The sequence below is a fragment of the Haemophilus parainfluenzae genome (genome assembly GCF_014931375.1).
In the GTDB taxonomy this organism is placed as follows: Bacteria; Pseudomonadota; Gammaproteobacteria; order Enterobacterales; family Pasteurellaceae; genus Haemophilus_D.
On record NZ_CP063117.1, the window covers coordinates 1,924,545 to 1,947,313 of the forward strand.

The 22,769-nt window shown below is 41.9% G+C and carries 12 protein-coding genes, 3 tRNA genes and 3 rRNA genes; 8 read left to right on the forward strand and 10 right to left on the reverse strand.

Going from position 1 to position 22,769, the window contains the following annotated elements; all coding sequences use genetic code 11:
- Positions 1–53: 53 nt before the first annotated feature.
- From ptsI to rsgA, 3 genes are all read right to left on the reverse strand, one after another.
- Positions 54–1,781, reverse strand: a complete 1,728-nt coding sequence (gene ptsI / locus INP95_RS09250; RefSeq protein ID WP_197560610.1) for a phosphoenolpyruvate-protein phosphotransferase PtsI — start codon at positions 1,779–1,781, stop codon at positions 54–56.
- 79 nt (positions 1,782–1,860) lie between these two features.
- Positions 1,861–2,118, reverse strand: coding sequence for a phosphocarrier protein Hpr (gene ptsH / locus INP95_RS09255; protein WP_005695633.1), 258 nt, complete (start codon positions 2,116–2,118; stop codon positions 1,861–1,863).
- Positions 2,119–2,270: 152 nt separating this feature from the next.
- Entirely contained in the window at positions 2,271–3,308 is a 1,038-nt protein-coding gene (rsgA, locus tag INP95_RS09260; RefSeq protein WP_197560611.1) for a small ribosomal subunit biogenesis GTPase RsgA, read from the reverse strand.
- 76 nt (positions 3,309–3,384) lie between these two features.
- On the opposite strand from rsgA, the gene orn reads away from it, so the two are divergent.
- From orn to glnE, 8 genes are all read left to right on the forward strand, one after another.
- A complete protein-coding gene (gene orn, locus INP95_RS09265; RefSeq protein WP_197560612.1) occupies positions 3,385–3,933 on the forward strand; it encodes an oligoribonuclease in 549 nt (182 codons plus the stop codon).
- Between the two features lie 93 nt (positions 3,934–4,026).
- Positions 4,027–4,102, forward strand: a tRNA-Gly gene (locus INP95_RS09270).
- A 20-nt stretch (positions 4,103–4,122) separates the two neighbouring features.
- Positions 4,123–4,198, forward strand: a tRNA-Gly gene (locus tag INP95_RS09275).
- A 116-nt stretch (positions 4,199–4,314) separates the two neighbouring features.
- Entirely contained in the window at positions 4,315–4,785 is a 471-nt protein-coding gene (tsaE, locus tag INP95_RS09280; RefSeq protein ID WP_049373343.1) for a tRNA (adenosine(37)-N6)-threonylcarbamoyltransferase complex ATPase subunit type 1 TsaE, read from the forward strand.
- 11 nt (positions 4,786–4,796) lie between these two features.
- Positions 4,797–6,410 (forward strand): N-acetylmuramoyl-L-alanine amidase, encoded by a 1,614-nt coding sequence (locus INP95_RS09285; RefSeq protein ID WP_197560613.1) that lies wholly within the window; start codon positions 4,797–4,799, stop codon positions 6,408–6,410.
- Positions 6,411–6,418: 8 nt separating this feature from the next.
- The gene (mutL, locus tag INP95_RS09290) at positions 6,419–8,263 is read left to right on the forward strand and encodes a DNA mismatch repair endonuclease MutL (protein ID WP_197560614.1); all 1,845 of its coding nucleotides are present in this window, start codon (positions 6,419–6,421) and stop codon (positions 8,261–8,263) included.
- Position 8,264: 1 nt separating this feature from the next.
- Entirely contained in the window at positions 8,265–9,218 is a 954-nt protein-coding gene (miaA, locus tag INP95_RS09295; RefSeq protein ID WP_197560615.1) for a tRNA (adenosine(37)-N6)-dimethylallyltransferase MiaA, read from the forward strand.
- Between the two features lie 3 nt (positions 9,219–9,221).
- Entirely contained in the window at positions 9,222–12,155 is a 2,934-nt protein-coding gene (glnE, locus tag INP95_RS09300; protein ID WP_420026389.1) for a bifunctional [glutamate--ammonia ligase]-adenylyl-L-tyrosine phosphorylase/[glutamate--ammonia-ligase] adenylyltransferase, read from the forward strand.
- A gap of 158 nt (positions 12,156–12,313) precedes the next feature.
- On the opposite strand, the gene rrf is transcribed toward glnE, so the two are convergent.
- The 7 genes from rrf to spoT form a co-directional block, all read right to left on the reverse strand.
- A 5S ribosomal RNA gene (rrf, locus tag INP95_RS09305) occupies positions 12,314–12,429 on the reverse strand.
- Between the two features lie 143 nt (positions 12,430–12,572).
- Positions 12,573–15,470, reverse strand: a 23S ribosomal RNA gene (locus INP95_RS09310).
- 182 nt (positions 15,471–15,652) lie between these two features.
- Positions 15,653–15,728: transfer RNA gene (locus INP95_RS09315), tRNA-Glu, on the reverse strand.
- Between the two features lie 112 nt (positions 15,729–15,840).
- A 16S ribosomal RNA gene (locus tag INP95_RS09320) occupies positions 15,841–17,380 on the reverse strand.
- Together the 16S, 23S and 5S rRNA genes with 1 tRNA gene alongside form the textbook arrangement of a ribosomal RNA operon.
- Before the next feature lie 320 nt (positions 17,381–17,700).
- The gene (murI, locus tag INP95_RS09325) at positions 17,701–18,492 is read right to left on the reverse strand and encodes a glutamate racemase (RefSeq protein WP_197560616.1); all 792 of its coding nucleotides are present in this window, start codon (positions 18,490–18,492) and stop codon (positions 17,701–17,703) included.
- A gap of 30 nt (positions 18,493–18,522) precedes the next feature.
- Entirely contained in the window at positions 18,523–20,604 is a 2,082-nt protein-coding gene (gene recG, locus INP95_RS09330) for an ATP-dependent DNA helicase RecG (RefSeq protein ID WP_197560617.1), read from the reverse strand.
- Positions 20,604–22,724, reverse strand: coding sequence for a bifunctional GTP diphosphokinase/guanosine-3',5'-bis pyrophosphate 3'-pyrophosphohydrolase (spoT, locus tag INP95_RS09335; RefSeq protein WP_049367044.1), 2,121 nt, complete (start codon positions 22,722–22,724; stop codon positions 20,604–20,606). Before spoT ends, recG begins: the two co-directional genes overlap by 1 nt.
- Between the last annotated feature and the right edge of the window lie 45 nt (positions 22,725–22,769).

Sequence of the window (22,769 nt, forward strand, 5' to 3'; positions counted from 1 at the left end):
CTCCTATCTATTAAAGATGGCTAGTATTTTAACGTAAAACTCTGTTTTTGTATCTAGTTTAACGATTTTTCTGCTAAAAAAGCTTGAATTAATTGCTCAATTTCAGCAGAGGTTGGTTTTTGTAATGCTTCATCAGCTAAGGCTTTCACCTCTTGATAATTCACATGACGAATTAATTTTTTAATACGTGGCACAGAAATTGCACTCATACTAAATTCATCTAAGCCCATACCGAGTAACAATAAGGTTGCTCGTTCATCACCGGCTAACTCACCACACATACCTGTCCATTTGCCTTCTGCATGAGAAGCATCAATCACTTGTTTGATCAAGCCTAATACTGAAGGAGACATTGGATTGTATAAGTGAGAAATTAATTCATTACCACGGTCAACAGCTAGAGTATATTGCGTTAAATCGTTTGTACCAATACTAAAGAAATCTACTTCTTTCGCTAAGAATTTCGCATTCACCGCTGCAGATGGTGTTTCAACCATGACACCCACTTGAATATTTTCATCAAAAGCTTTACCTTCTGCGCGCAATTCTGCTTTTAAGGTTTCAAGCACTGATTTTAATTCACGAATTTCTTCTACCGAAATAATCATCGGGAACATCACGGCAAGTTTACCAAATGCAGACGCACGTAATACCGCTCTTAATTGTGCGTGTAAAATCTCACGACGATCAAGGGCGATACGCACCGCACGCCATCCTAAGAATGGGTTCATTTCTTTTGGTAAATTTAAATATGGAAGCTCTTTGTCACCACCGATATCCATGGTACGTAATACCACTAGACGCCCTTCCATTGCTTCAACCACTTCTTTATAAGCAATGAATTGCTCTTCTTCGCTTGGTAATTGATCACGATCCATAAAGAGAAATTCAGTACGGTATAACCCCACCCCTTCTGCACCATTACGGTGTGCGCCTTCGCAATCACGAATCGTACCAATATTGGCTACCACATCGACTTTGTGACCATCAAGGGTCACCGCTGGTAAATCTTTTAATTTTGCTAACTCTGCTTTTTCTTCAGCGAGTTTTGCTTCTAATGTTTTTAATTCATCAATTTCAGCTTGGGTCGGATTCACGTAAACACGGTTGTTTACCGCATCCAAAATAAGATAATCACCTGTATTCACTCGTGCAGTGACATCATTTGTCCCTACAATGGCTGGCAATTCAAGTGAACGAGCCATAATAGAGGTGTGTGATGTTCTACCACCAATATCCGTGATAAAACCTAATACTTTTTCTAAGTTTAATTGAGCAGTTTCTGATGGGGTTAAATCGTAAGCCACAAGGATAGACTCTTCGGTAATATCACCAAGATCTACGATGTGCATACCTAAAATATTTTTGATTAAACGATTACCGATATCGCGAATATCACCTGCACGTTCTTTTAAGTATTCATCATCAATTTCAAACAACATTTCAACTTGTTGATCGATGATTTTACTTGCTGCCACACTCGCATTCACTTTGTTTGAACGAAGATAATCAATAATTTCCTCTTCTAACTCTTCATCTTCAAGGATCATTAAATGGCCTTCAAAGATAGCCGCTTTTTCTTCACCTAAGGATTTTAATGCACGTTGATGAATAGAATTAAGTTGCTCAACGGCCGCTTCACGGCCTGCATAAAAACGGGCAACTTCTGCCTCAACTTGATCTTCTGAAATTTTTTGCGTATCAAGAACAATTTTTTCTTCTTTTAATACTAAGGCTTTACCAAAAACAATACCTGGTGACGCTGGAATACCTGTAATCATACTTTTACCTTCCGAGATAATTTATTAAAGGTTAGATAAACAATAGCCATAGAATAGAAATCCTATGGCTAATCGTAAATTATTCTAAAGTAGGAATTAATGCGACTAAATGTTCAACGGCTTGTTGTTCGTCTTCACCTTCCGCCGAGATGGTGATTACAGTTCCTTGCGTTAAGCCTAAGGTTTGTAGCTTAAATAGGCTTTTCGCACTTGCACTTTTACCACCAGAAGTCACTGTTACATCAGAAGCAAATGCTTTCGCTTCTTTCACAAATTGCGCCGCTGGACGGGTGTGTAAACCATTAGGAGCTGTAATTTCTACATCTTTTGAGAACATAATGTTACCTCTATAGTAATTGTAAAATTTAGTCTATAAATCCGCTGTAGTATCTCTATTAAATGCCCAATAATCAAGGTTAAACACAAAAAAACTTGAGCTACATCACGAAATTCGGCGTAATTTATACCTAATTTACAGTAAATTGTCTACTACACAGAAAAATGACGTTGTGATTTTGTCTCACTTAAACTTTCAATTAAGCGATGATAATTCTCATAACGTATCGGTGAAATCCGACCTGCTTCTACCGCTTCACGTAAGGCACAGCCTGGATCATTCAAATGTTTACAATCACGGAACTTACACGTGCCTAAGACATATTGAAATTCACGATAGCCTTTGGTGATCTGCTCTGGCTCCAAATGCCATAAACCAAACTCACGAATACCTGGTGAATCAATCAAATTGCCGCCTTGTGGCAAATGATATAAACGAGAAGAAGTTGTGGTATGTTGTCCCAAGCCTGAGGTTTCACTGATGCCACCGACTTGCGCATTGACCGTTGGTAAAATATGGTTAATTAAACTGGATTTCCCTACCCCTGACTGCCCGACAAAAATGGATGTGCCATCACTTAAAAGTGCGGTCAATTTTTCCATATTTTTTCCGGTTTCAGCAGAAATGATGATGGTCTGATAACCAATATCACGGTAAATCTGTAACTGGCTTTCCACTTCCTGCTCTTGCTCAGCATCCAGTAAATCGCCTTTATTCACCACAATGACAGGTTCAATCCCCGCATTTTCACACACCACTAGATAACGATCAATAATATTGAGTGAAAGTACAGGTACCACCGCAGAAACAATAATAATACGATCGATATTCGCCGCGATGGGTTTCAACCCATCATAATAATCTGGGCGAGCAATTTCATTTTGTCTTGGATGAATAGCTTCAATCACGCCACTCACCCCTTGGAGCTGCTCATTGCCTTGTCGCCAAATTACTTTGTCTCCAACCACGAGACTAGAAAGTGTACGACGTAAATTACAACGGAAAATCTCGCCTTGTGCATTTTCCACATCAGCATGAACTGAATAACGCGTAACGACTACCCCATCTTGGCTTTCACCTAGCATATCATCTTGCCATTCCACTTCTTTCTTCTTGTGGCGATGCAAGGCTTTCGCGTTATTTGATTGAATTCGACGAGTTTGATTTTGCGTTAGTTTACGTTTGCTCATAAAGTGCGGTCGTTTTTTCCGATGTTTTTCGTTAAAATAAACGGGATTAAAAAATGTTCATAGGATACCTTATATTATGCAATTAGATAAACAAAATCTGATTTGGATCGATTTAGAAATGACAGGATTAGATCCTGAAAAAGAACGAATTATTGAAATCGCAACCATCGTGACAGATAAAGATCTCAATATTTTAGCGGAAGGACCTGTGATTGCGGTGCATCAAAGTGATGAATTATTAAACAAAATGTCGGAATGGTGTGTAAAAACCCATACAGCAAATGGCTTAGTTGACCGTGTCAAAGCGAGCAAACTCACCGAACGTGCAGCTGAATTACAAACATTAGATTTTTTAAAACGATGGGTACCGAAAGGTACTTCACCGATTTGTGGCAACAGCATCGCACAAGATAAACGCTTTCTTTATAAATATATGCCTGATTTAGCGGATTATTTCCATTATCGTCATGTGGATGTCAGCACATTAAAAGAATTGGCTTCTCGCTGGAAACCAGAGATTTTAGAAGGATTTAAAAAAGGCAATACTCATTTAGCCCTTGATGATATTCGTGAATCAATTAAAGAGTTAGCTTACTACCGTGAGCACTTTATCAATCTGGGTTGATGAAAACTTAGGCAAACTCAATCATTTGCAAAATCTACGCTTGCGTTGAATAAATTTTTTCGTATAATGTTGCCTCATTCACCAATGTGAAATGCGGGAATAGCTCAGTTGGTAGAGCACGACCTTGCCAAGGTCGGGGTCGCGAGTTCGAGCCTCGTTTCCCGCTCCAAATTTTCACATGAATACCCTGCGGGAATAGCTCAGTTGGTAGAGCACGACCTTGCCAAGGTCGGGGTCGCGAGTTCGAGCCTCGTTTCCCGCTCCAAATTCTCAATCCGTTGCTGAAAAGCAGCGGATTTTTTTATTGTATTTTCCCTACATATTCCCTTCAAAATACGATAAAATCCCCCAGAAACTTTAACCTAAAAAATCACTCTAAGAATGACCGAATTAACCCAATACATTCCTGATGAAGGCACAATGCTCCGTTTTGGTAAAAAACTCGCAGAAGTGCTTGTAAAACAACCGAAAGATAACGCTATTGTGCTTTATTTTAATGGCGATCTTGGTGCGGGAAAAACCACCCTGACTCGTGGAATGGTGCAAGGTTTAGGCTACCAAGGCAATGTCAAAAGTCCTACTTATACCTTAGTGGAAGAGTATAACATTGCAGGAAAAATGATTTATCACTTTGATTTATATCGTCTTGCCGATCCTGAAGAATTGGAATTTATGGGCATTCGTGATTATTTCAGCCAAAATTGTATCTGCTTAATCGAATGGGCAGAAAAAGGTGAGGGCATCTTGCCTGAAGCTGATTTATTGGTGAATATTGATTATTACGACGATGCTCGCAACATTACGCTAATTGCTCAAAACTCAGTGGGCGAGCATATTTTGACACAACTATAAAATTGATTTACATGAAAGCAAAATTTTCGTTTCTTTTTGGAATATTTTCTCTAATTTCTACTACCGTATTTGCCGCGCCACAATGGACAATTGCCATTGATCCTGGTCATGGCGGTAAAGATCCCGGTGCTATCGGAAAAAATTTAGGCATTTATGAAAAAAATGTCACCCTTTCTATCGCGCGAGAATTAAAAGCCTTATTAGATAAAGATCCTAATTTCAAAGGTGTTTTAACACGCAGTAGCGATTACTACATTTCCGTGCCAGAACGTTCTGAAATCGCACGTAAATATAAAGCAAATTTCCTTGTGTCTATCCATGCTGACTCCTCTCTCAATGCAGACCAACGTGGCGCATCTGTTTGGGTGCTATCCAATCGCCGTGCCAACGATGAAATGGGTCAATGGTTAGAAGATGATGAAAAACGCTCTGAGCTTTTAGGTGGCGCAGGAAAAGTACTTTCCAATAACAATGACAAATATTTAGATCAAACTGTACTCGACCTACAATTTGGTCACAGCCAACGTACAGGCTACGAACTTGGTAACAGCATTTTACGTCGCTTTGCTCGCGTAACCTCCTTAAGTCGCAGCACGCCACAACATGCGAGCCTTGGCGTATTGCGTTCACCCGATATTCCTTCTGTTCTGGTGGAAACAGGTTTCCTTTCCAATATGGAAGAAGAACAAAAACTGAATACCATTGCTTATCGTCGTCGTATTGCTTATATGATTTATGAAGGTTTGGTTGCTTATCGTAATGGTAATTTAAAAGCGATTGCCGTTCCACCTAGTGATGAGCAAGACAGCAAATCTACAAAATCAAACGATAAAAACAATGAAAAATCTGACCGCACTTCAGATGTCAAAGACAGCGGTATTCGCCATAAAGTGAAATCCGGTGAAAGCATTGGTAGCCTGGCTAATAAATATGATGTCAAAGTCAGCGAAATCATTGAGTTAAATAAACTGAAACGCAAAGAACTTTGGTTAAATGAAACCATTAAGATTCCTGATAATGGCAAAGGCAAAAAAGCGGAAGAGCCAACTAAACAAGAAGAGAAAAACACTGAAAAATCAGACCGCACTTCCGATGTCAAAGACAGCGGCGTACGTCATAAAGTGAAACCAGGTGAAAGCATAGGTAGCCTGGCGAACAAATATGATGTAAAAGTCAGTGAAATTATTGAATTAAATAAACTAAAACGTAAAGAACTTTGGCTGAATGAAACCATTAAAATTCCTGATAACGGCAAAGGTAAAAAGGTAGAAGAAAAACCTAAAGCAGATGATAAAGCCAAAGCCGATAATAAAGGAAAAAACAGCAAAATTGTTGAAGCTGAAAAAGCGGTTTCTAAAAAAGATCAAAAACAAGAAAAAGCTGAGAATAAAAAAGAGCCGGAGAAAAAAGGTAACGATAAAAAAGATACTTCTTCAAAAGGAAATGAGAAGAAAGATGATGGCAAGAAAGAAACCCCGCTTTACCATACTGTGAAAGCCGATCAAACTATCTATGCTATCTCTCGTGAATACAATGTACCGGTTAATCATCTTTTAAAACTGAACCCAACATTGAAAAACGGCAAAGTCGTGACTGGGCAAAAAATCAAACTTAAAGAAAAATAAGGAATCCTATGGCAATCAAAATTCTTTCTCCACAGCTGGCTAATCAGATTGCCGCCGGTGAAGTGGTCGAACGCCCTGCTTCTGTGGTGAAAGAATTGGTGGAAAACAGCCTTGATGCCGGTGCCAATAAAATTCATATTGATATTGAAAACGGCGGTGCCAGTCTGATTCGTATTCGAGATAATGGCAGCGGTATCCCTAAAGAAGAATTAAGCCTTGCGCTGGCTCGACACGCAACCAGTAAAATTGCCGATCTTGATGATCTAGAAGCCATTTTAAGTTTAGGTTTCCGCGGTGAAGCCCTTGCCAGTATCAGCTCGGTTTCTCGTCTCACACTTACCTCTCGCACAGTGGAGCAAAATGAAGCGTGGCAAGTCTATGCACAAGGGCGAGAGATGGAAACCACAATCAAACCCGCCTCCCATCCAGTCGGCACCACAGTTGAAGTGGCGAATCTCTTTTTTAACACGCCTGCTCGTCGTAAATTCTTACGTACCGATAAAACAGAATTTGCTCATATTGATGAAGTCATTCGCCGAATTGCTTTAGCAAAATTTAATATCGCTTTTACGCTCACACATAATGGCAAAATTGTTCGACAATACCGCCCTGCGACGAATGAAGAACAACAACTAAAACGTGTTGCCGCTATTTGTGGCGATGATTTTGTTCAACATGCCTTACGCATTGACTGGAAACATGATGATTTACATCTTTCTGGCTGGGTGGCGACACCTGAATTTACCCGTTCTCAAAATGATTTGAGCTATTGCTATATCAATGGACGAATGGTGCGCGATAAAGTGATCACCCATGCAATTCGTCAAGCTTATACGGAGTATTTACATACTGAGCAATACCCTGCATTTGTACTATTTATCGATCTCAATCCACATGATGTCGATGTCAACGTGCATCCAACAAAACACGAGGTGCGTTTCCATCAAGCTCGATTAATTCATGACTTTATCTGCCAAGGCGTAACAAATGCGCTCAATGCCATTCCTCAAGCTGCATTGGATTTAGCGCCAGCGATAAATGAGGCAAGAGAGCCTTCGGCTTCGTATCAAACGCACTATGAAACAAAACCGAATCGTGCAGCGGCAGGACACAATATTTTCGCTTCGAATTATCATCAGCCTCGCGAAAAACAATCAGAAAATCGACCGCACTTTTCAAACCGTAATGAGTACCTTCCGTCATATAGTTATCGCGAACAACCTACAAAGACGGAACAACGCTTATATGGTGAATTAGTACGTTCAACAGAAGATTCTCAAGTTTTAACAACACCTGTCGTTGAACAACACCCACAGACAAGTGAAACGGGTTATTTACGTGCATTAGCATTAATTGAAAATAAAGCGTTGCTTTTACAACAAAATCAGCAGTTTTATTTGATGTCATTAGCTAAATTGCAGACCTTAAATTATGAATTAACCTTACAACAAGGTGAAATTTCACAACAGCCGTTGCTCATTCCGATTATTTTCCGCTTAGATGAAAAACAATTTGAACAATGGCAAAAACAAAAAGCCTTTTTTCAGCAAAGTGGTTTTGAATTTATTGAAAATAAAGCCCAGCTACGTCTCACTCTAAACAAAGTGCCTACGGTTTTACGTACACAAAATTTACAAAAATGTGTGGTGAGCCTACTTGCTGAACATGTAGAAAATATGCCTGATTTTCTGACTGCACTTTGTCGGACGCTAGAGATGAAACCGATTGAGGTGTTAGCGGATGCAGTCAGCTTATTAAGCGAAACGGAACGCTTACTGAATAAAACTCATCAAGAAAAATTTAATACATTACTGAAACCGATTAACTGGCAGCCTTTTTTAAGCGATTTGTAATATGACACAAAAAACTGACTCCAAACCAACCGCACTTTTTCTAATGGGACCGACGGCCTCAGGAAAAACAGATCTTGCTATTCAATTACGTCAAAGCCTGCCAGTTGAAGTGATCAGTGTCGATTCTGCATTAATTTATAAAGGCATGGATATTGGTACGGCAAAGCCTTCTAAAGAAGAACTTGCTCTTGCTCCTCACCGCTTAATCGATATTTTAGATCCCGCTGAAAGTTATTCTGCGATGAATTTTCGTGACGATGCGCTCAGAGAAATGGCTGATATTACCGCGCAAGGCAAAATTCCACTTTTGGTTGGCGGCACGATGTTGTATTACAAAGCATTGATTGAAGGACTTTCTCCTCTTCCATCAGCTGATGAAAATTTACGCTTAGAAATTGAAGAAAAAGCGCAAAAATTTGGCTGGCCAGTACTTCATCAAGAATTACAAAAAATTGATCCTATTTCTGCTGAGCGTATCAATCCAAATGATTCACAACGCATTAATCGTGCATTAGAAGTATTCTATTTAACGGGCAAATCATTAACGGAATTAACCGAACAAAAAGGCGAAGAATTGCCTTATCAATTTTTGCAATTCGCTATTGCACCAGAAGATCGTGCGGTATTACATCAACGTATCGAACAACGTTTCCATAAAATGATCGAATTAGGTTTCCAAGAAGAAGTGGAAAAACTCTACCAACGAGAAGATCTCCATCCTGATTTGCCTTCTATCCGCTGTGTGGGCTATCGCCAAATGTGGGAATATTTACGTGGTGACTATGATCATGAAGAAATGATCTTCCGTGGCATTTGTGCAACTCGACAATTAGCCAAACGACAAATAACCTGGCTACGCGGCTGGAAAACACCATTAAATTGGCTAGATAGTCTGCAACCGCAACAAGCCAAAGAAATCGTACTACGCAAGATTGACGAACATTTTAAGGGGTAAATTATGGCGCTTTCACTTCCGCTTTCGACTGAAAAACTCATTCAACTTGGCGAAGTGCTTTGCCAACATTTCCCTGAAATGAATCTTGATGAAATAACCCAACAAATCGAGCGGGACGCGACAGATCTCACGACACCAATCGGACAAATAAACTATGCCATCAGTCTGTCTGATTTCTTGGAAAAAGTCTTAAAAAAACACCCGCATTTTTTAGCCCAATGTTGGCAAACACCTCCTCAATTTTCAGATTGTCAACATTATGCTAGCCGTTTAGCTGACCAACTCTCCACTATCCAAAACGAAGAACCGCTTTACAAAACGCTACGAGATTTTCGTAATCAAGAAATGGCAAAACTTAGTTTCTGTCAAAGCTTGAATCTTGCCACCGTAGAAGAAATTTTTATTCGTCTTTCTCAACTTGCTGAAAGTCTTATCATTGGTGCGAGAGATTGGCTGTACAAACAAGCTTGTGAAGAAATGGGCACACCTTGCGATGAAAATGGCAACCCACAGCAACTCTATATTCTTGGCATGGGAAAATTAGGTGGTTTTGAGCTAAATTTCTCCTCTGATATTGATTTAATTTTTACCTATCCTTCACAAGGCGAAACTGTTGGGGCAAGACGAGCCGTTGATAACGCCAAATTTTTTACGCGTTTAGGACAACGTCTGATTAATGCATTAGATCAATTTACGCCAGATGGTTTTGTCTATCGTACAGATATGCGCCTTCGCCCTTTTGGCGACAGCGGTGCACTTGCCTTAAGTTTTTCTGCGATGGAGCAATATTACCAAGATCAAGGGCGAGACTGGGAACGCTATGCCATGATAAAAGGGCGTATTTTAGGCGCCGACGAGCAAGATCCCAATGTAAAAACCTTACAACAATTACTTCGCCCCTTTGTGTATCGACGCTATATTGATTTTAGTGTGATTCAAGCTTTACGTGAAATGAAAGGTAAAATTGAGCGTGAAGTGCGTCGTCGTGGCTTAAAAGACAATATTAAGTTAGGTGCTGGCGGGATTAGAGAAATCGAATTTATTGTGCAAGTTTTTCAACTGATTCGTGGTGGACGTGAGATCAAACTTCAACAACATGAATTGCTTAAACTTCTTCCTGAAATACAAGATCTTGGTTTAATTACGCCTCAACAATATTATGAATTAAGAGAGGCTTATATCTTCCTTCGTCGCACTGAAAATGTGCTACAAGCCATTGATGATCAACAAACTCAACTACTGCCAACAGATGAAGAAAATCGTCTTAGATTAATAGTTGCTTGTCAAGAATACACTTATTTAGATGAGAACAATCAGCCTACGATAAAATCTTATCTAATTGAAAACTGGGATGATTTCTATCAAACATTACAGGCACACCAACAAAAAGTGCGGTCGGTTTTTGATGTATTAATTGGTGAAGAAAAAGATGAACGTAGCGATGGCAATAATCAGTGGATTGATTTTTTAGAAAGTGACCTCAATGATATTGAACAAATGTTGGTTGATAACAACATTGATGAGGATGCGATTTCCGATATCTTAGATAAACTTATTCAATTCAAAGAGGGGCTTGCTCGCCGGGTTATTGGCTCTCGAGGTCGAGAAGTTTTAGCTCACTTATTGCCAAATATCTTCACCCAAATATTTGAACAAAAAGATTACCGCACTTTATTGCCACGCATCCTCAATATTGTCGATAAAATTGCGAGTAGAACGACTTATTTGGAATTGCTCTTAGAAAATCCTCAAGCCATTGAGCAGCTTATTGAACTATGTGCGCAATCACAAATGATTGCCGAACAAGTCGCTCGTCACCCTATTCTACTCGATGAATTATTAAATACTGAAGCGCTACGTAATCCATTGCCATTCACACAGTATTCTGACGAATTAAAGCAATATATGCTGCGATTACCGCAAGACGATGAAGAGCAATTCATTGACGGTTTACGCCAATTCAAGCAGTCTATTTTATTACGTGTTGCAGCCGCTGATATTCTCGGCGTATTGCCTGTTATGAAAGTAAGCGATCATCTCACTTATCTGGCTGAAGCAATTATTGATGCCGTTGTCAATTTTGCCTGGCAACAAGTCAGTCAACGCTTTGGGGTTCCCGAACATCTTGTAGATAAAACTGAAAAAGGCTTTTTAGTTATTGGCTACGGCAAATTAGGCGGAATTGAACTCGGTTATAAATCTGACTTGGATTTAGTCTTTTTATATCAAGCGGTTGAAGGCCAAACTATTGGAGGGAGAAAATCCATTGATAGCAATCAATTCTATTTAAGATTGGCTCAAAAAATTGTCAGTATTTTTAGCATGAATACGAGTGCAGGCGTACTTTACGATGTTGATATGCGCTTACGACCTTCAGGCGATGCAGGTTTATTAGGCTGTTCACTTCAAGCATTTGAAAACTATCAACTCAATGAAGCATGGACTTGGGAAAAGCAAGCACTTGTCCGCAGTCGTGCCATTTTTGGTGAAACAGAATTAAAAGCAGAATTTGAAAAAATTCGCTGTAATGTACTTTCCGCTCAAAGAGATATTAATCAGCTAAAAATCGAAGTAAGAGAAATGCGTGAAAAAATGTACGACCATTTATCTCATACAAAAGACGGCTTTTTTAATATCAAAACCGATCGTGGCGGCATTACCGATATTGAATTTATCGCCCAGTATCTGATGCTTGCGAATGCTCCAGCTAATCCAATATTAACAAAATGGTCTGATAACGTCCGCATCTTTGATTCAATGGCAGAATATCACATTATTTCTCTAGCTGAGTGTGAAAAACTCAAATCCTGCTACGTGACACTACGTAATAAAATCCATCACCTAAACTTATTAGGAAAGCCTGTCATTGTTGATGATTCGGAATTTATAGAAGAAAGAGAATTTGTTTGTTCTTTCTGGCATAAGCTCTTTTCTTAAAAGATTAAAGGAGTCTATCCCCAGATAATGGGGATAAACTCCTTTTTATATATTATCTACGTAAAAACAGTCTAACTTTCTACCGCACTTTTTATTTATTAAAATAAAAATCTAAAAACAAAAACCCCAAGCCATTCAGCTCGGGGTTCACATTCACTACCTGGCGGTGTCCTACTCTCACATGGGGAAGCCCCACACTACCATCGGCGCATCGGCGTTTCACTTCTGAGTTCGGTATGGGGTCAGGTGGGACCACCGCTCTATCGCCGCCAGGATTATTCCTTTAATAACTTCTTCTATCTCTTTCTGCTCTCACTATCTCTAGTGTCTCACAACCAAACAAGCTGATTAAACTTCAAAACTTTCTCTTTCGTCTCTGAGTTTCGTCTTACAACACCCAAAACCCTTGAGCGTTGTATAGTTAAGCCTCTCGGGCAATTAGTATCTGTTAGCTCAACGGCTCGCACCGCTTACACACCAGACCTATCTACGTCTTAGTCTTAAACAACCCTTACTGTCTTAAAAACAGGGAGAACTCATCTCTTGGCAAGTTTCGTGCTTAGATGCTTTCAGCACTTATCTCTTCCGCACTTAGCTACCCGGCAATGCGTCTGGCGACACAACCGGAACACCAGTGGTGCGTCCACTCCGGTCCTCTCGTACTAGGAGCAGCCCCAATCAATTCTCCAACGCCCACGGCAGATAGGGACCGAACTGTCTCACGACGTTCTAAACCCAGCTCGCGTACCACTTTAAATGGCGAACAGCCATACCCTTGGGACCTACTTCAGCCCCAGGATGTGATGAGCCGACATCGAGGTGCCAAACACCGCCGTCGATATGAACTCTTGGGCGGTATCAGCCTGTTATCCCCGGAGTACCTTTTATCCGTTGAGCGATGGCCCTTCCATTCAGAACCACCGGATCACTATGACCTACTTTCGTACCTGCTCGACTTGTCTGTCTCGCAGTTAAGCTTGCTTATACCATTGCACTAACCTGACGATGTCCGACCGTCATTAGCAAACCTTCGTGCTCCTCCGTTACTCTTTGGGAGGAGACCGCCCCAGTCAAACTACCCACCAGACACTGTCCGAGACCACGTTTCGTAATCTTCGTTAGAACATCAAACGTTAAAGGGTGGTATTTCAAGGTCGACTCCATAATCACTGGCGTGACTACTTCTAAGTCTCCCACCTATCCTACACATCAAAATTCAATGTTCAGTGTCAAGCTATAGTAAAGGTTCACGGGGTCTTTCCGTCTAGCCGCGGGTACACCGCATCTTCACGGCGATTTCAATTTCACTGAGTCTCGGGTGGAGACAGCCTGGCCATCATTATGCCATTCGTGCAGGTCGGAACTTACCCGACAAGGAATTTCGCTACCTTAGGACCGTTATAGTTACGGCCGCCGTTTACTGGGGCTTCGATCAGGAGCTTCTCTTTCGATTACACCATCAATTAACCTTCCAGCACCGGGCAGGCATCACACCCTATACGTCCACTTTCGTGTTTGCAGAGTGCTGTGTTTTTAATAAACAGTTGCAGCCAGCTGGTATCTTCGACCGGTTCAACCTTCGCCCGCTAGGGACTACAATCTACGCCGGCGCACCTTCTCCCGAAGTTACGGTGCTATTTTGCCTAGTTCCTTCACCCGAGTTCTCTCAAGCGCCTGAGTATTCTCTACCTGACCACCTGTGTCGGTTTTCAGTACGGTTTAGATAAACCTGAAGCTTAGTGGCTTTTCCTGGAAGTGTGGTATCGGTTACTTCAGCTCCGTAGAGCCTCGTCATCATCTCTCGGTGTGATAGAAGTCCGGATTTGCCTAAACTTCTCACCTACCAACTTAAACGCACATATCCAACAGTGCGATAACCTAACCTGCTCCGTCCCCACATCGCAGTTTATCCAAGTACGGGAATATTAACCCGTTTCCCATCGACTACGCTTTTCAGCCTCGCCTTAGGGGCCGACTCACCCTGCCCCGATTAACGTTGGACAGGAACCCTTGGTCTTCCGGCGAACGGGTTTTTCACCCGTTTTATCGTTACTTATGTCAGCATTCGCACTTCTGATACGTCCAACAGCCCTCTCGAACCATCTTCATCCGCTTACAGAACGCTCCCCTACCCAACAGACTTTCGTCTGATGCCGCAGCTTCGGTGCTATATTTGAGCCCCGTTACATCTTCCGCGCAGGCCGACTCGACTAGTGAGCTATTACGCTTTCTTTAAATGATGGCTGCTTCTAAGCCAACATCCTAGCTGTCTAAGCCTTCCCACTTCGTTTCCCACTTAATATAGACTTTGGGACCTTAGCTGGCGGTCTGGGTTGTTTCCCTCTCCACGACGGACGTTAGCACCCGCCGTGTGTCTCCTGAGTATCACTCTTCGGTATTCGTAGTTTGCATCGGGTTGGTAATCCGGGATGGACCCCTAGCCGAAACAGTGCTCTACCCCCGAAGGTGTCCGCTCAAGGCTCTACCTAAATAGATTTCGGGGAGAACCAGCTATCTCCCGGTTTGATTGGCCTTTCACCCCCAGCCACAAGTCATCCGCTAATTTTTCAACATTAGTCGGTTCGGTCCTCCAGTTAGTGTTACCCAACCTTCAACCTGCCCATGGCTAGATCACCGGGTTTCGGGTCTATACCTTGCAACTATTCGCCCAGTTAAGACTCGGTTTCCCTTCGGCTCCCCTATTCGGTTAACCTCGCTACAAAATATAAGTCGCTGACCCATTATACAAAAGGTACGCAGTCACCCTTAAAGGGCTCCCACTGCTTGTACGTACAAGGTTTCAGGTTCTATTTCACTCCCCTCACCGGGGTTCTTTTCGCCTTTCCTTCACAGTACTGGTTCACTATCGGTCAATCAGGAGTATTTAGCCTTGGAGGATGGTCCCCCCATCTTCAAACAGGATATCACGTGTCCCGCCCTACTTGTCGTTAGCTTAGTACCATGACCTGGACTTCGAGTACGGGGCTATCACCCTGTATCGCCAAGCTTCCCAGCTTGTTCCTCTGTCTCTGTCATTATCACTAACAGGCTCCTTCGCGTTCGCTCGCCGCTACTAACGAAATCTCGGTTGATTTCTTTTCCTCGGGGTACTTAGATGTTTCAGTTCTCCCGGTTTGCCTCACTTACCTATGGATTCAGTAAGTGATAGTAGATTCTTCATCTACTGGGTTTCCCCATTCGGACATCTTGGATTAAACGCCTCTTATCGACTCATCCAAGCTTTTCGCAGATTAGCACGTCCTTCGTCGCCTCTGATTGCCAAGGCATCCACCTTGTACGCTTAGTCACTTAACTATACAACCTCAAAAATTCTTGATGTTGTGTTTTCAACTAAACACTTGATTGCTTTTGTTCAATCAAGATTTTTTTCTTACTCAGACTTTTTCTTATCCTTTAAAAGGACTTGAAAGTCTCTTCAGTTTTTCAGCTTGTTTCCTGGTTGTTAAAGAACAGAAGATAATAAAGTTATCTTTATTTGGCGTCCCCACGGGGATTCGAACCCCGGTTACCGCCGTGAAAGGGCGATGTCCTAGGCCTCTAGACGATGGGGACAACAAATAAAGATACTCTATCTTACATTTTGCTTACGCACTTTTCTCTCTTCATTCATTTTCTACAATATATCAATCAATCTGTGTGGACACTTATTGTCTCTCGTTTTTGGTAAGGAGGTGATCCAACCGCAGGTTCCCCTACGGTTACCTTGTTACGACTTCACCCCAGTCATGAATCATACCGTGGTAAACGCCCCCCCGAAGGTTAAGCTATCTACTTCTGGTACAACCCACTCCCATGGTGTGACGGGCGGTGTGTACAAGGCCCGGGAACGTATTCACCGCAACATTCTGATTTGCGATTACTAGCGATTCCGACTTCATGGAGTCGAGTTGCAGACTCCAATCCGGACTTAGACGTACTTTGTGAGATTCGCTCCAGCTCGCACTCTCGCTTCCCTCTGTATACGCCATTGTAGCACGTGTGTAGCCCTACTCGTAAGGGCCATGATGACTTGACGTCATCCCCACCTTCCTCCGGTTTATCACCGGCAGTCTCCTTTGAGTTCCCGACCGAATCGCTGGCAACAAAGGATAAGGGTTGCGCTCGTTGCGGGACTTAACCCAACATTTCACAACACGAGCTGACGACAGCCATGCAGCACCTGTCTCAGAGTTCCCGAAGGCACCAATCCATCTCTGGAAAGTTCTCTGGATGTCAAGAGTAGGTAAGGTTCTTCGCGTTGCATCGAATTAAACCACATGCTCCACCGCTTGTGCGGGCCCCCGTCAATTCATTTGAGTTTTAACCTTGCGGCCGTACTCCCCAGGCGGTCGATTTATCACGTTAGCTACGGGCGCCAAGCTCAAAGCTCAACCCCCAAATCGACATCGTTTACAGCGTGGACTACCAGGGTATCTAATCCTGTTTGCTCCCCACGCTTTCGCACATGAGCGTCAGTACATTCCCAAGGGGCTGCCTTCGCCTTCGGTATTCCTCCACATCTCTACGCATTTCACCGCTACACGTGGAATTCTACCCCTCCCTAAAGTACTCTAGCGACCCAGTATGAAATGCAATTCCCAGGTTAAGCCCGGGGCTTTCACACCTCACTTAAGTCACCGCCTGCGTGCCCTTTACGCCCAGTTATTCCGATTAACGCTCGCACCCTCCGTATTACCGCGGCTGCTGGCACGGAGTTAGCCGGTGCTTCTTCTGTAGTTAACGTCAATCACCTAGTTTATTAAACTAAATGCCTTCCTCGCTACCGAAAGAACTTTACAACCCGAAGGCCTTCTTCATTCACGCGGCATGGCTGCGTCAGGGTTGCCCCCATTGCGCAATATTCCCCACTGCTGCCTCCCGTAGGAGTCTGGGCCGTGTCTCAGTCCCAGTGTGGCTGGTCATCCTCTCAGACCAGCTAGAGATCGTCGGCTTGGTGAGCCTTTACCTCACCAACTACCTAATCCCACTTGGGCTCATCCTATGGCATGTGGCCCGAAGGTCCCACACTTTCATCTCTCGATACTACGCGGTATTAGCTACAGTTTCCCGTAGTTATCCCCCTCCATAAGCTAGATTCCCAAGCATTACTCACCCGTCCGCCACTCGTCATCAAAGAAGCAAGCTTCTTTATGTTACCGTTCGACTTGCATGTGTTAAGCCTGCCGCCAGCGTTCAATCTGAGCCATGATCAAACTCTTCAATTCAAGTTCAATCGCTCAATACTGCTGACATAAAATGTCACTACTTAAAAAAGTATTATGAATTTCTAGTTAGCACCTATTAAGACTTCAAAATTAAAAAATATTTTTAAAACAAGTCAATCAACAAGTGCCCACACAGATTGTCTGATATATTGTTAAAGAGCAAAAAACAACGACGCACTGGTTTTACTAAAGCTTCACAACAGCGCGTCGTTGTGTGGGGCGTATTATAGGCATTTCAGATGCCTTTGCAAGATCTTTTTGTAAAAAATGTAAATTTTTTTGCTATTTGCTTACAAACTCACCAACATGATGAGAAAAAATCATTTTAAAACGGTAATTCCATCAAATCCCCAGAGAGCCAACGCTTGTTCTAATTGGTGTTTATTCTCTACATCCTGCGTACAAAAAACCTGATTTTTCATCTCTAATTTTGACCGCACTTCTAATTTATCAAGTAAGAACTGCAACCGCTTGGCAATAGCAAATCCTGGATCCATAAAATTCTTCACTTGAGGTAAGCAAATTTGAATTTCATCTTTAATTAAAGGGAAATGGGTACAGCCTAAACAAATCGTATCTAAATTCTCTATTAATGCCCAGGGACTTAATTCATTTTTCAATGCAATCAAATCAACCGATTTCCCTTGGATTTTATGCTCCGCGATTTCAACCAATTTAGTGGAGCCTAATCGTTCAACTATACAATGGGTGGCAAACTGATGGATAAGATCATTAACATAAGGGCGTTTAACCGTGCCCTTTGTCGCCAATAGACCAATATGTTTCGTTTGTGAGATTTCTGCTGCTGGCTTAATGGCTGGCACGGTGCCTACAATCGGAATAGAAAATTGTTCACGTAAAGGCGGTAACACCACCGTACTCGCGGTATTACAAGCAATCACAATGGCATCAAGTGGATAATCCTGATTAATTTTTTTACAAATATCCAATGTTCGCTGAATGATTGTTTCTTCTGATTTTTCTGAATAAGGAAAACCTGCATTGTCAAAGCAATACAAATAATGGTTATCTGGCATCAGCTTTTTCGCTTCTCGATAAACGCTTAAGCCCCCCATTCCAGAATCAAAGAAAAGTACCGTTGATTTATTCATTTATAAAACTCTTTCAAAAATAACCGCACTTTAGGCATTCGAATAAATTTCTCGATTATTTAGCCAACGGCGGATTAAACTTTCTGCCACATCCGGATATTTTACAATTAATGCCTTAGCATAATGTTGAACGGTTGGAATCATTTTACGATCGCGCATCAAATTCGCCACTTTAAATTCGGCGATCCCTGTTTGTTTAGTACCTAACACCTCACCTGGACCGCGAATTTCTAAATCTTTCTCTGAAATTACAAAGCCATCTTGGCTATCACGCAATACCTGTAAACGTTTTTGCGACACTTTACCCAACGGCGGTTTATACATTAGGACACAAAAAGACGCCGTACTGCCACGCCCTACTCGTCCACGTAACTGATGGAGTTGTGATAAGCCCAAACGCTCTGCATTCTCAATGATCATTAGACTGGCATTCGGCACATCTACGCCCACTTCGATCACAGTTGTAGCCACAAGCAAATCGAGCTCTGCATTTTTAAAGGCAGCCATAATATCTTGTTTTTCTTGCGGTTTCATTCGCCCATGTACAAGGCCAATTTTAAGCATCGGCAAGGCTTTCGTTAAATCTTCCCAAATGGCCTCGGCTGCTTGCGCTTCTAGCACTTCAGACTCATCAATTAACGTACAAACCCAATAAGCCTGACGTTTTTCATTAATACAGGCATTTTTGACTCGAGCAACGATTTCATCACGACGCTCTTCTGAAATAACCACTGTCGTAATCGGTGTTCTACCTGGAGGTAATTCATCAATAATCGACGTATCAAGATCAGCATAAACCGTCATCGCTAATGTTCTTGGGATTGGTGTTGCTGTCATAATCAGTTGATGTGGATAAAATCCTGCTTTTTCACCTTTTTTTCGCAACATCAAACGTTGATGCACACCAAAACGATGCTGTTCATCAATAATCACCAAGGCTAAATCAGCAAATTCTACTTCTTCTTGGAATAAAGCATGTGTGCCCACTACCATTTGTACCGCACCGGACTTAATTTTTTCCAATTCCGCTTGGCGAGCTTTTCCTTTTACCTTACCCGCTAACCAGCCTACTTCAATACTAAAAGGTTCTAACCAACGGCGGAAATTATTTGCATGCTGTTCCGCTAAAATCTCTGTTGGCGCCATTAAAGCCACTTGTTTGCCATTATCAATCGCTAATAAGGCGGCTAAGGCTGCCACTAACGTTTTCCCCGAACCTACATCCCCTTGAACAAGTCGCATCATCGGATAATTTTTTGCTAAATCCTGATCAATATCTGCTACTACTCTATTTTGAGCATTCGTTGGTTGAAAAGGTAAAGAAGCTAGAAAACGTTGCTTCAAATCAGTTTGATAATGCAATGGCAACGCTAAAAACTGCTGCGTACCCAACCGCACTTTTTGCATCGCAAGATTATGAGCAAGAAGCTCTTCAAAGATAAGTCGTTGCTGTGCGGGATGTTGTCCTTTCTCCAAAATATCTAATGAGATATCTGGCGGCGGACGATGCAGAAATCGAATAGCCTCCTTTAAGCTAAAAGGATGTGGATTAAATTCATTAGGTAAAATTTCCGTTAATTGGATTTTATCGAGTAAAGCCAATGCTTGATCGGTTAGCTTACGTAATGAATTTTGTTTTAAACCTTCCGTTGTGGAATAAATAGGCGTGAGCGTTTCCTCTAAAACCAATGGCGCATTATCCCGTATGATTTGATATTCAGGATGATGAATTTCTGCCATAAAACGCCCGCGTTTAATTTCACCAAACGCTTTGACGCGCGTACCAATCTGAAAACTGTTTTTCATCCCCGCATTAAAATTGAAAAAACGGAGCATAATCTTGCTCGTTCCATCAGAAAGACTTACGGTTAAAATAGGACGGCGCCCAAAGGCAACTTCACAGGTTTGGACAACCCCTTCAATGGTGGCATATTGTTCAGGACGAAGATCAGCAATGGGTGTTATTCTCGTGCGATCTTCATAACGGATAGGTAAATGAAAAAGCAAGTCTTGGAGATTATGAATTCCAAGACGGCTTAATTTATCGGAGATTGCCGCGCCTACACCAGATAAAGTGGTTAGGGGAACGGCATCGAGAAGTTGCGTGCTCATTATGCTTCATTAATATTGCGCTTCAAACGAATCACACTGGTAATTTGTTTGATTTTTCGCATAATGTTTTCTAAATGATAGATATCTCTCGCGCCAACTTGGATAATGACTAATAGCAGATTATTCTCTAATTCTTCCGTCCAAATACTTTGAATATTACTTTCACAAGTCGCGACCGCTGTCATGAGGCTACCTAATACATTTTGTTCATTAAGCATTTCAATGTGTAATTCAGCATCAAAATTGACCGCACTTTCAGCCTCTTCCCATTTTGCCGCGGTGAAATCTTTGGCATTACCTGACGTTAAATTAGAACAAGCTTGATGATGTACAACCACACCTTTCTTCGCCGTACTTAATGCCACGATCGGATCACCCGGAATTGGATGACAACATTGAGCGAAAGACGCTTTCATTTCGCCATCTCGGCTCAATGTTAGTGTACTTTGTGTATTTTCAGACACACCATCCACATCAATTTCAATAGCTTCATCCATTAATTGATGAGCAATGACACTCGACATTTGGTTACCTACGCCGATTTCCTCAAAAAGCTCATTGAGGCTTGAGAGATTCAATTCATTTAGTAACGCTTGGATTTTCTCTTCAGAAACCTCAGAGAGATAATGTGGTTTTAGGGCCATTTCTAGCTGTTTTTTACCAGTTTGAACGGCATCATCTGCACGCAATAATTTTAAGAAATGACGAATACGAGTTCTTGCACGAGCAGTTACTACAAAGTTTAACCAGCTAACGTTTGGATGAGTATTTTCACTGGTCACAATCTCAACGGTTTGACCAGACTCTAAAGCTTGTGATAACGGATAAGGTTTATGCTCTACTACTGCCGCAACACAATGATTTCCCACATCAGAATGCACTGCATAAGCAAAATCGACAGCTGTTGCGCCCATTGGTAATTCAACGATACGACCTTTCGGCGTAAAGACATAGATTTCTTTCGGGAAAAACTCAGATTTTACGTTCTCAATAAACTCAAAGGAGTTACCCACGTTTTGTTGAATATCCACTAAGCTTTGCAACCAACGTTGCGCACGTACTTGAGCGGTGGTGCTATCGTTTTTACCACCTTCTTTATACACCCAATGGGCGGTAACTCCCATTTCAGCAACCTGTTCCATTTCTTCAGTCTGAAGATGAACTTCTACGGGCACCCCATGAGGGCCAATCATTGACGTTTGCAGTGCTTGGTAGCCATTTGCACGAGGCACAGCAATATAATCTTTCACTTTACCAGGGCGAGGTTTATACAAACTATGCATTTGCCCCAACCCGCGATAGCAATCATCAACCGAATTCACAATAACGCGGAAAGCATAAATATCCATAATAGAATGGAATTTCTGATCTTTCGTGCGCATTTTTTGGTAAATTTTATAGAGATGTTTTTCACGTCCCCAAATACGATTTGTAATGCCTACATTATCAAGACGTTGTGAAATATCATTAGATATGCGTTGAATCAATTCTTGACGAGAACCACGCGCTTGTTCGACGAACTTTTTAAGTACTTCATAACGGCGGGGGTGCATAGCTTCAAAAGATAAATCTTCTAATTCATTCTTGATATGTTCGATGCCTAAACGGTGGGCTAAGGGACAGTAAATCTCTAGAGTTTCTTTTGCGATACGACGGCGTTTATCCGGACGCAATGAACCCAACGTTCGCATATTATGGGTACGGTCAGCCAGTTTGATTAAGACGACGCGAATATCTCGAGTCATCGCTAAAATCATTTTGCGGAAGTTTTCAACCTGTGCTTCTTGGCGGGTACGGAATTTCAATTTATCTAGTTTCGATACGCCGTCAACAATTTCGGCTACGCTAGCACCAAATTCATCTTTTAATTGGGATTCGGTATAAGGGGTATCTTCGATAACATCATGCAATAATGCAGCCATGATTGCTTCATGGTCTAAATGCATTTCCGCAATAATTGAAGCTACTGCAACAGGGTGAGTAATGTAAGGTTCGCCGCTTGAGCGAAATTGTCCTTCGTGAGCATCTCGCGCAATGACGAATGCACGTTTGATTAATTCAATTTTATCGGCGGGCAAATACCCCTGAATAATTCGATCTAAATCTGCAAACAATTCCAAAGGACACCTGACTTTTTGTAGAGAGAAAGACTAGGCGATCAAAAT